A 14390-nucleotide genomic window follows, 5' to 3' on the forward strand; every position below is an offset into this window, starting at 1 on the left:
TATTAGTCTGCATATGGGAAAGACTCAAGTTGGCTCATGCAAAGAATGCGGTTAAACCCAAAAAGCTCAGGATTATTGGAGCCATAAATACCGGGCCGGCGGTTGTTCAGGCGTTTTGTCAGAATCCCCAACAATAAATGCACCGCCCAAGATTGCCCCGAAGTCACAACTGAACACAGACCTTCCTGTGTGTGAACAGAGGTATGCAGTCATGGCGAACAATCAAGACTGGGGTGCAAACCAAGGCGGCAACGCCAATACCGGTGCCGGCGATGCCGGGCAGAAAGGCGGCCAGGGTGCCGGGGGCGACATGCCCGACAAACAGAAAGGCGGCCAGCAACCAGGACAGAAACCTGAAGACAAGATGAACAAGGACTGGGATCGCTCAACTGACACGGGGCGCCAAGGTGGGCAGCCCGGCACTGACCAAGCCAACCGCCAAGACCCCGCCGACAAGGGCCGTATGGGTGGCCAGGCCGACCACGGGGATGCTCAGCAACGGGATGAAGATCGCTGATGCCTTTGGCCCCGGGGTGGCGATATTGCCCTGGGGCTAAAGTTTGAAACGCACATGGATCGTGCTTTTTGCTTGCGCACGGTCAACCGTAATCGCCTGGTTGCCATAACCCGAATAGCTTTTAACCAAGCGCATACCCAGGCCGGTACCCGTTGGTTTTGGGTAGGACTCCGGAAAACCATCGCCCTCGTCGGTTACGGTGATCAGCGCATGATCCCCTTGGCCACTCACGCTAACTTCCACCGTGCCTTTGCCATACTTCAAGGCGTTGGTGATGAGTTCGGAAATCACCAAACCCAGTGGCGCCATCCGTTCGGCTGGTAGGATGAACGTGTCCGCGTTGAGCAAGATTCTGCGCTCGGCCAAGGCTTTGCCAAGGTCACCCAATAACGCTGCAAGGTAATCACAGGCCCGCACGGCTTGGGCCTCAGCGTTCTGATAAAGCCGCTCATGCACGCTGGCGATGGTCAATACCCGAGTCGCCGCCGTCTCAAGCTGCAGCTTTACCGCTTCATCCTGGGCCATGTTCGCCTGCAGCAACAGCAACGTATTGACCAGGTGCAGGCTGTTTTTGACCCGGTGATGGATTTCCTCCAGGTACAGGTCGCTTTTGCTCAGTTTGATGTTCTGCGCGTCGATCAACGACAGCAGCTGGGCTTCATGATGACGTCGCTCGGTGATGTCGCGTGAAACAGCGATCATCTTCTGGAAGTCGCCATGCTCGCCAAAAATGGGCGCAACCGTCACGTCCCACCACTTAGGCTCCTGATGCTGGGTTGGGCAAAAAGCCTCGAACCGGGTCGACTCGCCGCCTGTGACTTTACTGATCGCTTCCAGCACCAGGTTTCGGGATTCGTCAGGCCAGAGCTGCGACCACGCCACACCGCGAACCTGGGCCAGGTCGCCAATGTGCATCAGGCACATGCCGGCATCGTTCATGAATTCTATGTCGCCGCTCGCGGACAGAATCTTCACGCAATCGGGGCTGGCGTTGAGCACGCTCTCCGAATAAGGGTCGGACGAATGCATCTCCGAGCTTGCAGAAATCCGCTCGACCGCCATGGAGATGACGTTGGAGATGCCCTCCAGGAACACCAGGTCGCTTTCGATGAAGTCTTCGCCATTGCTGCTGTCGGCTTCGAGTACGCCGAACGGGGCGGATGGCCCGCGAATGGGTACGTTGATCGCACGTTCGATGCCGTACTTTTTAAGCAATGAAGGGGTTCTGAAGCGTTGCTCCTGCCCCAGGTGGTTCGACAGCACTGGCCGGTAGGTGGAAATGGCATAGCCTGCGGGGCTGGCGATGTCACCGCCCACCGTGGCATGCCCGATGTCGGCCTCGTCCCAACCCACGCCATGGGACAGCAGAAACTCGTCGCTGTCCGCTATCGGCGTGAGCACCTTGGCGAATGGCGTCTCCATGCCCTTGGCCACGACATCGCACGCCAGCGTCAGCAGCGCGTCCAGGTTAGACGACTTCAGTGACATGACGCCGTACTCGACGACCAGTTCATGCTGCCGCCGGAGCCTGGCATGCGACTTCTGCAACGCGGCGCGAATGGTTTCGTCGGGAGATTGATGCTGCATGGGGACTATTTCCAGAAACGAGATAAAGATGCACGCTGAAGCGCTTTCGCCAGTGCGTCAGCACTGTGGTTTACACCGCGCATTGCCCTGATGCAACAACGAAATCAGTCTAACCCCGCCGCTCATGCGCGCCGAACACATGGCAGGTCATCTGCTCAACTCACCAAGATGGCCTGATGGTGTTCGATAGAGGGTATGGATACCTCTTCTCGCCGGGCGGCAAGCCACGCCCGCATGCGCTCGGTATCGAAAATCTGCCCCTCCTCCATCATCACTAGAATGAGTGATTGAGACATTCTGTAACACCCGCATTGCGAGCAACGTCGCTCTTCCCACCCGAGCGGGCATTCGACGGAATCAGCATGTCCAGCGCAAATCAGACAACTCATGAAGCCCCCTTATGCTCTTTTTGGCGTGGGAAGTTGTGTACAGGTCGACAGGATGGGTCGCATAAAGGACAGGCATGAGAATTTCATGCCAACTTTACATTCCCTTTAGGTAATGACCGCGCATCCGGTTCTGCTAGCCAAGGCTAAGCCGCACCTTGTCGAGCAGGTCACCGATCTGGAACGGTTTGATCAACAGGTCCATCCCCGTGTCCAGAAACGCCTGCCGATCCAGCGCCGTCTCGGCATAACCGGTCATGAACAAGACCGGCAGCCCCGGGCGGTAAACACGCGCCATGTCGGCCAGTTCGCGCCCACTCATGCCCGGCAGCCCGACATCGGTCAGCAACAACTCGATGTCGGCGTCTTCGCGCAGGTGGTCCAGCGCTTGCTCGATGGTTTCGGCCAGGGTGCAGCGATAACCCGCGTCGGCCAGCACTTCTGCCACCGACAGGCGCACAGAGGCCATGTCTTCGACCACCAGCACATGCTCGCCAGCGCCGCGCTGGTCCAATTGTGGCACCTGTGCCTCACAGGTGACCTGGTGGCTGCTGGCCGGCAACATCAACGTCACCTCGGTCCCCTGCCCCGGCACGCTGCAGATCGACACATGCCCACCCGACTGGCGGGCGAAGCCATAGATGGTCGATAGCCCAAGCCCGGTCCCTTGGCCTACCGGCTTGGTGGTGAAGAACGGGTCGAACACCCGCTCCAGCACCTCCGGTTCGATGCCGCCGCCATCATCGCGCACGCTCACCGCCACATAGGGGCCGTCCTGCAGGTAAGGGTTGCCATGCGACCAGCTCGCCGCGGTGTTGACCCAGATATGCCCGCCTTTTGCCAAGGCATCGCGGGCGTTGATCACCAGGTTGAGCACCGCACTCTCTAGCTGGATCGGGTCGACCAGGGCGATGGTCGGCTCGCTGGAAAGCTCCAGTACCAGCACGATCCGTTCGCCGATGGTGCGGGTGATCAGCTCTTCCAGCGAGCGCACGCGCTCGTTGATGTCCACCGGGCGGGTGTCCAACGGCTGCTGGCGCGCAAATGCCAGCAGTCGGTGGGTCAGCGAGGCGGCGCTCATGGCTGAACTGAGCGCGGCGTCCGCGTAACTCGGGATCTTTTCCAGACGGTTCTGCGCCACGCGTTTGCGGATCAGCTCCAGACTGGTGATGATGCCGGTCAGCAGGTTGTTGAAATCGTGGGCGATGCCCCCTGTCAGGCTGCCCAAGGCGTCCATCTTTTGTAACTGCAGCAGTTGCGCCTCGGTCTGCGCCCGCTGGGCCATTTCTCGCGCCAGCTGGGTGTTGGCGTCATCCAGGCGTGCCAGGTGCGAGCGTTCGCGGTGGCGGTGTTCGGTAACGTCCTCGACGAACACCAGGCAGAACCCTGGCGCTCGGTAGGGCGAAAGCTGCCACTCGGTGTCCCGTGGCTGGCCGTGCACGCTCATGCCCAGCGTACCACGCCAGCGCTGGCCAGCGGCCAGGTGCTGGCGCAAGGCGGCGATGGCGGTTTGCTGACCGTCGACAAAGCACTCCTGCAGCGCCTTGGGGTTACGGTTGTCTTGAGTCAGCTGGGCGAATGCATGGTTGCACTCATGCACCTTGAGCTCGGCATCGAGCACGGCTATGGGTGCCGATACATTGGTGAAGATTTCCCGAAAGTTGGCCTCGCTTGCGCGCAGCGCCCGCTCGGTATCGCGCACCCGCATCAGGGTCCGCAGGGTCGCCACCAGCACATCCGGGTCCACTGGATGCACCAGGTAAGCGTCGGCACCGGCATCGAGCCCGGTAATGATGTCGCCGGTCTGGATCGACGCCGCCGACACGTGAATCACCGGCAACAATGCAGTCTCAGGGTCCGCGCGCAGCAACCGGACGATATCGAAACCGCTCATGTCCGGCAGGTTGACGTCGAGGATCAAACCGTCGATCTGCTCGCTGGCGATTATGGCCAGCCCCTCGCCACCGGTGCCCGCCTCCAGCACCTGGTAGCCATGCAGGGCCAGGCGGCGACGCAGCGCATAACGCGTGGCGACGTTGTCGTCGACAATTAGCAGGCGAATGTCAGGGTTCATCAACGCTCTCCTGGGCCAGCGCCAGCGGGATGACGACAAAGAACGACGACCCTTCGCCGGGCACACTGTCCACCCCTACTTCACCGCCCAGCAAGGCCGCGAAGCGCTTGCACAGGGACAAGCCGAGGCCAGTGCCGCGCAGGCGTTTCTGCAGCGGCGAGTCGATTTGGGCGAAGTCTTCGAACAACCCGCCCAGCAGCTCAGGTGCGATGCCGATGCCCGTGTCGGTCACAGCAAAACGAATCTGGTCGTTGCCCTGCAAGTGCGCCGACACCCGCACTTCGCCGCGGGTGGTGAACTTCAGCGCGTTGGAGATGAAGTTGCGCAGGATCTGCGCCAGCTTCTTATCATCGGTATACATCTTCGGCAGCCCGTGTGGCTCCTCAAAGATGAGGTCCACCGAGCCCATGTCGACGATCGGGCGGAACATCCCGCGCAAGGCAGCGAACAGGTCGAGCATGTCGAACCAGGCCGGCGAGATGGTGATGCGACCGGCTTCGATCTTGGCCAGGTCGAGCAAGTCGTCGACCATGTCGCTGAGTTCGCGCGTGGCGTTGCTGACAAACGCCACCTGCAATTGCTGCTCCTTGCTCAGCGGCCCGTCCACTTCGTCGGCCAGCAGGCTGGTGATGCTCAGGATCGAGCCCAGCGGCGTGCGGAACTCGTGGCTCATGTAGGACAGGAAGCGGCTTTTAAGGTCCGACGCCTGGCGCAACTGTTCGGCCTGGGTATCGAGCTCGGCATACAGCGCCAGCACACCCTGGTTGGTTTCTTCCAGCTCAGCGCGCAGGGCTTGGTTTTCGGCTTGCAGGTGTGCCATGCAGGCAGCCTGCTCGGCGCGGTTGTCGTCAGGCATGCACCGTCTCCAGATCGAGGACCAACACGGTCACATCGTCCCGCCCACGGCAGAAGTCGCGATGCAATACCGCCGCGATCACGGCCGGGTGGCGGAGCACGAGGCCCGGGTAGGCTTGAAGGTTCCAACGGGACTGCAGGCCGTCACTGAACATGATCAACAGGTTTCCCTTCACGTGAGCGTAGTCGAACACTTGCCCCTTGCGGTACTGCCCCCCAACGATGCCGGGGTGCGAGGCCAGGCCCCGCGGGCGTTCACCGCCGACCAGGGTAGCGCCGATGTTGCCAATACCAATGAACGCGACACTGTCGCGCGCACCCTCGTACTGGGCAATCGCGACGGCCCCGCCGCGCGTGCCGGCCATGGCCTGGTGCAGCTCGCCCAGCAACTGCTGGGGGGCGCTGAAGGGGCTCTGGGCAAAGGCCTGCGCGCCTGCCTTGGCAGCGCGTTCCGCTTCTTCGCCATGGCCCAGGCCGTCGATCAACAAGGCACTCACGCGCTGCTCGCCGAGCGTCACGTGCCACGTATCGCCGCAGGCCGGGTCGTCATGCAATGAATGCTGGCTAACGCCCAGGCGAATGTCCTTGGGTGTGCCGTCTTGTTTATAGACCCGCGCCAGTACCACTGCGCCTTGTGCGTCGGTGTGCACATCGAACACCTGTGCCAGACGGCTCACAGCGCCCAGGCCGATCCCTTGGGTGCCCCCGGTGGAATAGCCATCGACCAGGCAGTTGGCCAGGTCGAAGCCATGGCCGCGGTCCACCGCCAGCAACTCGATGCCAGGCTGGTCGCCATGGGCAAGCACGCGCAGGTGCAATTCGCCGCGTGCGGCGTGCTTGAGCACATTGCTGGCAAGTTCGGTGGCGACGAGCGCTGCCCGGCCTGCATCGGCGGCGTCGAAGCCCTGTTGCTCGGCAAGTTTCTGCACCACACGTCGGGCGTGACCGACCTGGCTGGCATCGTCGAGGCGCAGCACCTGGGTCAGGCTTGCGCTCAGGCTCATATCCATCGTGTGATCATTACCCGGGTACCTTGCCCGGGCGCGGTGTCCAGCTCGAATTCGTCGACCAGGCGTCGTGCGCCGGTCAGGCCAAGGCCCAGGCCGCCGCCGGAGGTCCAGCCATCGGTCAGGGCCAGTTTGATGTCGGCAATACCCGGCCCTTCGTCACGGAACACCAGGCGCACGCCGACACGGCCGGCCTCTTCGATGACCTCCCAGTCCATGTCGCCGCCCCCGCCGTACACCACGGTGTTGCGGGCCAGCTCACTGACGGCGGTGACCAGTTTGGTCAAGTCGACCAGGCGCATGCCGCAATCGCTGGCGATTTTGCGCGTCAATTGGCGGGCCAGTACCACGTCCTGCTCAATACGTACCGGCTGGCTGCCACGCTCGCGAAGGCTCATGAGTGGCCTACCCGCTTGCGCAACAGGTGCATGCCGCGGTCGACATTGAGCGCGGTGCTGACACCCGGCAGGGTCAGCCCTAGCTCCACAAGGGTGATCGCCACCGCCGGCTGCATGCCGACCAGCACGGTCTCGGCATCCATGATGCGCGACAGCCCCGAGATAGTGGCAATCATGCGGCCGATGAACGAGTCGACCATGTCCAGTGCCGAGATGTCGATCAGCACGCCACGGGCCGAGGTGTGTTCGATGCGATCGGTCAGGTCGTCCTGCAGGCGCAGCGCCAGTTGGTCATGCATGTCGACCTGGATGGTCACCAGCAGGAACTCGCCCATTTGCAATATGGGGATTCGCTCCATGGGCTCAGCCCCGCTCGCCAGCAGCGCTACCCAGGCGCGCCAGCGCCAGCTTCAGGGCATCGGCGAGGTTGGACTTGGTGGTCAGCGTGCCCAGATCCAGGCCCAGGTGCACGATGGTTTGCGCAATTTGCGGGCGCACGCCGCTGATAATGCAGTCGGCGCCCATGAGGCGGATGGCGGTCACGGTCTTGAGCAGGTGCTGGGCTACCAAGGTATCGACTGTTGGCACGCCCGTGATGTCGATAATGGCGATCTCGGAGCCTGTGTCGACGATGCGTTGCAACAGCGACTCCATCACGGTCTGGCTGCGATGGGAGTCCAGGGTGCCAATCAGTGGCAACGCCAGGACGCCTTCCCACAACTTGACCACGGGGGTCGACAGCTCCAGCAGCTCTTCCTGCTGACGCTTGATCACGGCTTCGCGATTCTTCTGGTAGGTGCGAATGGTGTGCAGGCCAAAGGCATCGAACAGCGACGAAATCTCCCACAGCTGCTCGGCCAGCAGCTGTGGCTGCTCGCGGTAATGGGCTTGCAGCAAGTTGAACAGTGGGCCCTTCAACGCAAAGATGAAGAACGCCGTCTGATGGGACTCCTGGCCCACCTGGGCGCGACTGGCAGACAGCTTCTCAAGGAAGCGGCGTGTTTCTTCCCAGCCTTCGGCAGCGATGTTGGTGCCGCTTTCATTGCGCAAGCCGTCGACCACCAACTGGAGGAATTCACGGGTTTCCTGGCGCAGGTCCTGTTCGCGGATGTTACGCGTCGCCCCGTTGGCTTCGAGTGCGGCGTGCCACTCACTCAGCAGCTGCGCCTGATTGCTGACAATCGCTTCCAACGTACTGTTTTGCAGTGCTGCCATGTCGAGTTAGCTCCGTAAAATGCGTGGCCGGTGCCCCATAATTCGTACCGGCTCCGAGAAGTGACATTTGCCGAGGGAAATAGTTGTGGCGACTGGCAATTAATTGCATTACGCCATCGCACGTGCCGCTAACTCTAGGCCAAGATTGCCTGGCGCGTTGCGAATCGAAGCCCGCCTACACCGGCAACTCGGTGGTGAGCTTGATTTTCTCCATGGGCACTTCGGTCTTGACGTTTTGCACCACGCTCAGGCTGGTCAAGTGAGCGATCTGGAAGCGGCGATAGGCCTCAAGGTCAGCTGCTACCACCCGCAACAGCAAGTCGCAGTCACCCGCCATGACGTGGCACTCCACCACTTCGGGCAGCAGCCGCACTGCCTCGACGAACTCATCGGTGGTGTCCTGGTCTTGGCGCTTGAGCCACACCCGCACAAACAAGGTCAGGCCCAGCGCTACCTTGGCCGGGTCCACCAGCGCCACATAGCGCTCGATAACGCCGGCTTCTTCCAGCAGGCGCACTCGCCGCAGGCACGGTGAGGGCGATAACCCCACCTGTTTGGCCAGCTCCTGGTTCTGTAGGCGGCCGTCGCGTTGCAGCGCCCGCAGGATACGTCGATCGATGGCGTCGAGCTTGATTGGCATTGAAAACCTTTGATGGGAATTTTTCGGCAGCAGATGCCAAATACTCATGCCAGTAGAGCCACTACGCAACCCGATTTCAGCGATTCATTGGAATAATTTGCCTCCACTGGAGGTGACCATGAATGCCCTTGAATCCATAGTTGAAGATCCCCCTGCAACGCCAGACCGCGAATGCCCCGCTGCCGCGACCACCGAGCCACCACCGCAATTGAGCCCGCGCACCGGCGCCACTTCGAGGGGGTGTCAGTGCGTGGCCTGGGTCAGCTTCATCACGCTCGGCGCGTTGATCGGGCCGCTGCTGGGTGACCTGCACCCCTACGGCTTGGGCACGGCGTTTGCCGCCGTCTTACTGGTGCTGCTCAAGGGCCTGTGGAAAGGGGTGCACGCTGCCCTGCCCTGGCTGTTCAGCCTGGTGACTGCAGGGCTGTTCTACCTGCTGATTCCCGGTGGCGGGTACGTGCTGGCGGGCACGCTGGCCGGCCTGGTCAGCGCGTACCTGTGGGCCAAGCCATTCACCCGGGTGCTGAACGCCGCCCCTGGCTGCGTGCTGGTTGCCGTGATCACGCCCGCCTTCGTTTCTGGCCACCCTGCAGACCTCATCGCCCTGGCACTTACCGCTTATGCCGCTTCACGGTTTTCAATCTTGCCAGTGATGCTGTTCGCCTTCGCCGTGACCGCTGCGCTGCGTGCGCTACTGCCCGCCTGACGCCAGCACGCCGGCAGCCGGCAAGCTGTCGAGAAACGCGGCAATCTGTTGGCTGCCACGCACGTGCACGACAGGCACCTGCGGCCCTTTCGCCAAGCGCTGCGCCTCGATGCCTGGGCGGTAGCCGCGATCGAAGTTCCACACGAAGTTCAGGAAAGTCAGGAACGCCCGGTCGAGTTTCTCTGTGCAACCGGCGGGTAGGTCTGGACGGGGCCGGTTCATGACGCTGCGCAGGATCACCCGGGTGAAGCAGGTAAGCCGGGGCGTATCGAGCCAGATGACCAGGTCGGCACGGGGCAGGCGCAGGTCGAATGTGCGCCGGGCGTAGTTGCCTTCACACACCCAGCTGTCCCCTGCTGTCGCCTCGCCGACCCGCTGGCGGAACTGCTCGGCGTCCGGTTCGACCCAGCCGGGCTCCCAGAACAGGGTATCCAGGTGAACCACCGGCACGCCGAGCCGCTTGCCCACGGCACGAGCAAGGGTGGATTTACCACTGCCGGCATTTCCCAGAATCACAATCCGTTGCATGGCGGCTTCCTGTCGCGAAAAAAGCCGGCAATTGTGCAGGTTCTGGAGGGGCAGTCCAATGCCCACACAAAAATAGACTTCATTGGTTTAGCCGGCTTCCATAGGACAGCACATAACTTATTGGTTTAGCAGGGACCTGTGGGAGCTGGCTTGCCAGCGATCACCGGCGAAGCCGGTGCCATGCACCGCGGTGCCTGCATCGCCGGCAAGCCGGCTCCCACTGGATTAGGGGCTCGCTACAGACTGTTCCCCTACACCCCCATGTGCATCTCGCGAATCAGCTTCTTGTTTATCTTGCCGATGCTGGTCTTGGGGATGTCGGTGACGAAGTGCACCTGCCGGGGGATCGCCCACTTGTTGATCTGGCCCCGGTCGACGAACTGCTTGAGGTGCGCTTCGAGCATCGGCTGGTCAAGGCTGTCACCGGGCGCGCGGACCACCAGGGCAATCGGCCGCTCACCCCACTGTTCATCGGGAATGCCGACCACCGCCACGGCGCTGACCGCCTGGTGCTGGCTGATCAGGTTTTCCAGGGTCAGCGAGCTGATCCATTCGCCGCCGGTCTTGATCACGTCCTTGATGCGGTCCTTGATCTCCAGCACGCCGTGGCGGTCGATCGAGCCCATGTCACCGGTGTGCAGCCAGCCGTCCTGCCACAGCTCGGCGCCTTTCTGCGGTTCGTGCAGGTAGCCCTGGGTCAACCAGGGCGAGCGCACCACGATTTCCCCCAGCGACTCACCGTCGTGGGGCATGTCGTTGCCTTGCGCATCGACGATACGCAGGTCGACCATCGCCACCGGGGCGCCGGTCCTGATGCGCTGCGCGACCTGCTCGCCCATGGGCAAGGCCAGGTCTTCTTCGCGCAAGTGGGTCAGGGTCAGCAGCGGGCAGGTCTCCGACATGCCGTAGCCACTGTAGATCAGCATGCCGCGCTCGCTGGCCTGACGGGCCAGGCCGTGGGTCAGCGCGCTGCCCCCAAGCAGAATCTTCCAACGGCTGAAATCGGTGTGCCGGCCTTGCTCGCAGTCCAGCATCATCTGCAACAGGGTCGGCACACAGTGCGAGAACGTCACCCCCTCGTCGCGGTACAGCCGTACCAGCATATTCGGCTCGTAGCGCCCCGGGTACACCTGCTTGACCCCCAGCACCGTGGCCACGTACGGCACGCCCCAAGCGTGCACATGAAACATCGGCGTGATCGGCATGTACACGTCGCTCGAACGCAACAGCGGCTGGCCGTCGTAAGCGGCAAAGGTGCCCAGTTCGTTGAGGGTGTGCAGCACCAACTGACGGTGGGAGAAATACACCCCCTTGGGGTTGCCCGTGGTGCCGGTGGTGTAGAACAAGGTGGCCACCGAGTGCTCGTCGAAATCGTCGAACTCGGCTTGGCAACTGGCGCTGGCCAGCAGCGCTTCGTACTCGCCCAGCACTGGCAGCGTGGTGGCCGTGGCCTGTTCGTCGGTCAGTTGCAGGTAACCTCGCACCGTGCCCAGCTGGCCCTGAATCTGCTCCAGCAGCGGCACGAAATCGTCGTGCACCAGCACCAGGTCGTCTTGCGCATGGTTCATGGTGTAGGCGACCTGCTCCGGCGATAGCCGCACGTTCACTGTGTGCAGCACGGCGCCCAGCATCGGCACGGCAAAAAAGCACTCCAGCGAGCGGTGGCTGTCCCAGTCCAGCAGCGCCACGGTGTCGCCCGCCTGCACCCCGGCAGCACGCAACACATTGGCCAGGCGCCGAACCCGCTGGTCGAGGTCGCGGTAGGTGTAGCGCAGCCTGTCGGCGTAGACGATCTCCTGCTCTGGATGCTGCCGTACCCCCGACATCAGCAGGCGCTTGATCAGCAAGGGGTAGGCATAGGCACCGGCTGCCGGCGGCATTATTTTTGTCTTGGCCATGAAGGTAGATTCCAGTTTCCGTGTTCGTTTCAACTAATAGGGCGCTCAAGCACTCATCCGTGTCTGCGCCCGGGGTTCGCTCAGTTGCTCACCCGGCGGCGCGGTAGGCGCGCAGGGTTGGGGCGCAGCGGCGACATAGCGTTTGTCCGGCAGCAGGAAGTACGACAGCGCGGGGATCAACACCAGGGCGCCGAGCATGTTCCACAGGAACATGAAGGTCAGCAGGATGCCCATGTCGGCCTGGAACTTGATCGGCGACCACGCCCAGCCGACCACCCCCGCCGCCAGCGTAATGCCGACCAGCCCCACCACCCGGCCGGTGAAGGCCACGGCGTTCTGGTAGGCCTCGCACAGCGAACGACCTTGGCGCTGGTAATGCAGCTGCACGCTGAGCAGGTACAAGGCGTAATCCACACCAATGCCGACGCCCAGGGCGATAACCGGCAACGTGGCCACTTTCACGCCAATGCCCATCACCACCATCAAGGCCTCGCACAGCACCGAGGTCAGCACCAGCGGCAACAGCGCCACCAGGGTCGCCCGCCAGCTGCGGAAGGTGATCAGGCAGAACAGCGTCACCGCCAGGTAGACGAACAGCAACATGGTGCGGTTGGCTTCACGGACCACAATGTTGGTTGCCGCCTCGATGCCGGCACTGCCGGCCGCGAGCATGAACTGGCGGTCGGCGCTGCTGTTATCGCGGGCAAAGCGATCGGCGATGGCCACCACGTCGTCCAGGGTCTGGGCCTTGTGGTCTTTGAGGTAGGCGATCACCGGCATCATCGAGCAGTCGGTGTTGAACAGCTCCGGCGCATTGACCGACGCTTGCTGGGCGGCGTAGTTGAGCATGTCCTGGTTGCGTTGCAGGCTGCTCATCTTCGGGTTGCCCTCGAATGAACCCGCCGTGATCTGGCGCACGGCATTCACCAGCGACACCGTGGTCTGCACACCCGGGTACTGCTGCAGCTCCCAGGCCAGACGGTCGGCAAGCATCAGCGTCTGGTAGCTGAGGCAGCCTTCCGGCGGGGTCTTGATCATCACCGCGAACAGGTCGCTGGACAGCGCGTAATGCTGGGTGATGTAAGCGTTGTCGCGGTTGTAGCGGGAATCGGCGCGCAATTCTGGCGCCCCGCTGTCGAGGTCACCTATCTTCAACTGCAGGCTCACCCAGAACCCACCCACGCCCATCAGCGTGGCCACCAGCACGGCGCCCGTGGCCCACTTGCGTGTGGTGAAGCGGTCGAGCGCATCCCACAGTTTGCCAAAGCCGCGGTGCTCGGCAGCGCGCTGGTCGATGCGCAGCGCTCGTGCGGCGGCTTTGCGGCCCACGCCGACGTAAGACAACGCCACCGGTATCAACAGCAACGAGGTGAAGATCAGCACCGCGACACCAATGCTGGCGGTGATTGCCAGGTCCTTGATCACCGGGATGTCGATCAGCATCAGCACGGCAAAGCCCACGGCGTCGGCCAGCAACGCAGTGACCCCAGCCACGAACAGGCGGCGGAAGGTGTAACGCGCCGCGACCTGCCGGTGCGTGCCACGGCCAATGTCCTGCATGATGCCGTTCATCTTCTGCGCCGCATGGGACACGCCGATGGCGAAAATCAGGAACGGCACCAGGATCGAATAAGGGTCGATGGCATAGCCCAGCCAGCCGACGATACCCATTTGCCACACCACCGCCGTGAGCGAACACAACACCACCAGCAAGGTACTGCGAACGCAGCGGGTGTACAGGAAGATGATCACCAGCGACGTGAGCACCGCCAGGGCAAAGAACATCATCACCTGGACCAGCCCGTCGCTCAGGTCGCCCATCAGCTTGGCGAAGCCGATGACCCGCACCTTGTACTTGCCATGGCCTTCTTCGCCGGCCTTGCGCGCCGTGCTGTCCCCGGCGTACTCGTACTTGTCGCGTAGCTGCTGCTCGAGCATCTGCGAGAACTGCCGGTAATCGATGCCGCGGCCGGTGGCCAGGTCGTGGTCGAGCAGTGGCACCACCAGCATGCTCGATTTGAAATCGGTCGCCACCAGGCTACCGACGATGCCAGCGCGGTTGATATTCTGGCGCAGTTGATCGATGTCGGCGGGCTTGCCCTGGTATTCGTCGGGCATCACCGGGCCACCCTGGAAGCCTTCTTCGGTGACTTCGGTCCAGCGCACCCCTGGGCTCCACAACGACTTCATCCAGGCGCGGTCCACGCCCTGGGCCAGAAACAGCTCGTCGTTGATCTGCTTGAGCACGTCCAGGTATTCAGGGTCGTAGATATCGCCCTGGGTGTTCTCCACCACCACCCGCACCGCGTTGCCCAGGCCGCGCAGCGACTTGCGGTTGTCGAGGTAGTTCTGGATGTAGGGCTGGCTCTGCGGGATCATCTTTTCGAAGCTGGGCCGCAGCTCAAGGCGGGTCAGCGCCAGGTACCCCAACACCCCCGTGACCAGCACCATGAACAGCATGAACAGCGGGCGGTAGTTGAAGACCATGCGCTCCAGCACGTTGCCGGAACGCGGGTCGAAATCCCTCAGGTCGCGGATGACCGGCAGGGTGTCTTGCTTGATGTTGGCCATCACTGGGT

Annotated in this window: 12 protein-coding genes and 1 pseudogene; 2 read left to right on the forward strand and 11 right to left on the reverse strand. The window is 62.5% G+C overall.

Features of this window, described 5'->3' with window-relative positions; translation table 11 throughout:
• Positions 1 to 211: 211 nt before the first annotated feature.
• Positions 212 to 517: a hypothetical protein gene (locus LOY53_RS14895; protein WP_027596411.1), complete on the forward strand. Its 306-nt coding sequence runs from the start codon at positions 212 to 214 to the stop codon at positions 515 to 517.
• Between the two features lie 36 nt (positions 518 to 553).
• Here the strand turns inward: LOY53_RS14895 and LOY53_RS14900 are convergent, their stop codons facing one another.
• From LOY53_RS14900 to LOY53_RS14935, 8 genes are all read right to left on the reverse strand, one after another.
• Positions 554 to 2104 (reverse strand): sensor histidine kinase, encoded by a 1551-nt coding sequence (locus LOY53_RS14900; RefSeq protein WP_252824586.1) that lies wholly within the window; start codon positions 2102 to 2104, stop codon positions 554 to 556.
• 522 nt (positions 2105 to 2626) lie between these two features.
• Complete coding sequence (locus tag LOY53_RS14905; RefSeq protein WP_258702862.1) at positions 2627 to 4564, reverse strand: response regulator; 1938 nt, start codon at positions 4562 to 4564, stop codon at positions 2627 to 2629.
• The gene (locus LOY53_RS14910) at positions 4554 to 5420 is read right to left on the reverse strand and encodes a sensor histidine kinase KdpD (RefSeq protein ID WP_027596408.1); all 867 of its coding nucleotides are present in this window, start codon (positions 5418 to 5420) and stop codon (positions 4554 to 4556) included. The genes LOY53_RS14905 and LOY53_RS14910 overlap by 11 nt, the downstream gene beginning before the upstream one ends.
• Entirely contained in the window at positions 5413 to 6429 is a 1017-nt protein-coding gene (locus LOY53_RS14915; protein ID WP_252824590.1) for an anti-sigma regulatory factor, read from the reverse strand. Before LOY53_RS14915 ends, LOY53_RS14910 begins: the two co-directional genes overlap by 8 nt.
• Positions 6420 to 6824 (reverse strand): anti-sigma regulatory factor, encoded by a 405-nt coding sequence (locus tag LOY53_RS14920; protein ID WP_027596406.1) that lies wholly within the window; start codon positions 6822 to 6824, stop codon positions 6420 to 6422. The genes LOY53_RS14915 and LOY53_RS14920 overlap by 10 nt, the downstream gene beginning before the upstream one ends.
• Positions 6821 to 7183, reverse strand: a complete 363-nt coding sequence (locus tag LOY53_RS14925; RefSeq protein WP_027596405.1) for an STAS domain-containing protein — start codon at positions 7181 to 7183, stop codon at positions 6821 to 6823. Before LOY53_RS14925 ends, LOY53_RS14920 begins: the two co-directional genes overlap by 4 nt.
• A gap of 4 nt (positions 7184 to 7187) precedes the next feature.
• A complete protein-coding gene (locus tag LOY53_RS14930) occupies positions 7188 to 8039 on the reverse strand; it encodes an STAS domain-containing protein (protein ID WP_252824593.1) in 852 nt (283 codons plus the stop codon).
• 175 nt (positions 8040 to 8214) lie between these two features.
• Positions 8215 to 8679 carry an Lrp/AsnC family transcriptional regulator gene (locus tag LOY53_RS14935; RefSeq protein ID WP_081717555.1) on the reverse strand — a complete coding sequence of 155 codons (465 nt, stop codon included), beginning with the start codon at positions 8677 to 8679 and terminating at the stop codon, positions 8215 to 8217.
• 514 nt (positions 8680 to 9193) lie between these two features.
• Between LOY53_RS14935 and LOY53_RS14940 the strand changes: the two are divergent.
• Positions 9194 to 9385 (forward strand): annotated as a pseudogene (locus LOY53_RS14940) (AzlD family protein); the annotation flags it as partial.
• Here LOY53_RS14940 and LOY53_RS14945 read toward each other — a convergent pair.
• From LOY53_RS14945 to LOY53_RS14955, 3 genes are all read right to left on the reverse strand, one after another.
• Positions 9371 to 9913, reverse strand: coding sequence for an AAA family ATPase (locus LOY53_RS14945; RefSeq protein ID WP_027596402.1), 543 nt, complete (start codon positions 9911 to 9913; stop codon positions 9371 to 9373). The pseudogene LOY53_RS14940 and the gene LOY53_RS14945 sit on opposite strands and share 15 nt — an antisense overlap.
• 251 nt (positions 9914 to 10164) lie before the next feature.
• A complete protein-coding gene (locus LOY53_RS14950; RefSeq protein ID WP_258702863.1) occupies positions 10165 to 11811 on the reverse strand; it encodes a fatty acid--CoA ligase in 1647 nt (548 codons plus the stop codon).
• Between the two features lie 45 nt (positions 11812 to 11856).
• Positions 11857 to 14382, reverse strand: a complete 2526-nt coding sequence (locus LOY53_RS14955; protein WP_258702864.1) for an RND family transporter — start codon at positions 14380 to 14382, stop codon at positions 11857 to 11859.
• Positions 14383 to 14390 lie beyond the last annotated feature (8 nt).

Origin of the sequence: Pseudomonas sp. B21-031, from assembly GCF_024748985.1 — a bacterium.
Taxonomy (GTDB): Bacteria; Pseudomonadota; Gammaproteobacteria; order Pseudomonadales; family Pseudomonadaceae; genus Aquipseudomonas; species Aquipseudomonas kermanshahensis.

What these genes read in the sequence shown, in the direction of transcription:
- LOY53_RS14895 (WP_027596411.1), top strand. Translation starts at nt 212, where the DNA reads ATGGCGAACAATCAAGACTGGGGTGCAAACCAAGGCGGCAACGCCAAT.
- LOY53_RS14900 (WP_252824586.1), bottom strand. Translation starts at nt 2,104, where the DNA reads ATGCAGCATCAATCTCCCGACGAAACCATTCGCGCCGCGTTGCAGAAG.
- LOY53_RS14905 (WP_258702862.1), bottom strand. Translation starts at nt 4,564, where the DNA reads ATGAACCCTGACATTCGCCTGCTAATTGTCGACGACAACGTCGCCACG.
- LOY53_RS14910 (WP_027596408.1), bottom strand. Translation starts at nt 5,420, where the DNA reads ATGCCTGACGACAACCGCGCCGAGCAGGCTGCCTGCATGGCACACCTG.
- LOY53_RS14915 (WP_252824590.1), bottom strand. Translation starts at nt 6,429, where the DNA reads ATGGATATGAGCCTGAGCGCAAGCCTGACCCAGGTGCTGCGCCTCGAC.
- LOY53_RS14920 (WP_027596406.1), bottom strand. Translation starts at nt 6,824, where the DNA reads ATGAGCCTTCGCGAGCGTGGCAGCCAGCCGGTACGTATTGAGCAGGAC.
- LOY53_RS14925 (WP_027596405.1), bottom strand. Translation starts at nt 7,183, where the DNA reads ATGGAGCGAATCCCCATATTGCAAATGGGCGAGTTCCTGCTGGTGACC.
- LOY53_RS14930 (WP_252824593.1), bottom strand. Translation starts at nt 8,039, where the DNA reads ATGGCAGCACTGCAAAACAGTACGTTGGAAGCGATTGTCAGCAATCAG.
- LOY53_RS14935 (WP_081717555.1), bottom strand. Translation starts at nt 8,679, where the DNA reads ATGCCAATCAAGCTCGACGCCATCGATCGACGTATCCTGCGGGCGCTG.
- LOY53_RS14945 (WP_027596402.1), bottom strand. Translation starts at nt 9,913, where the DNA reads ATGCAACGGATTGTGATTCTGGGAAATGCCGGCAGTGGTAAATCCACC.
- LOY53_RS14950 (WP_258702863.1), bottom strand. Translation starts at nt 11,811, where the DNA reads ATGGCCAAGACAAAAATAATGCCGCCGGCAGCCGGTGCCTATGCCTAC.
- LOY53_RS14955 (WP_258702864.1), bottom strand. Translation starts at nt 14,382, where the DNA reads ATGGCCAACATCAAGCAAGACACCCTGCCGGTCATCCGCGACCTGAGG.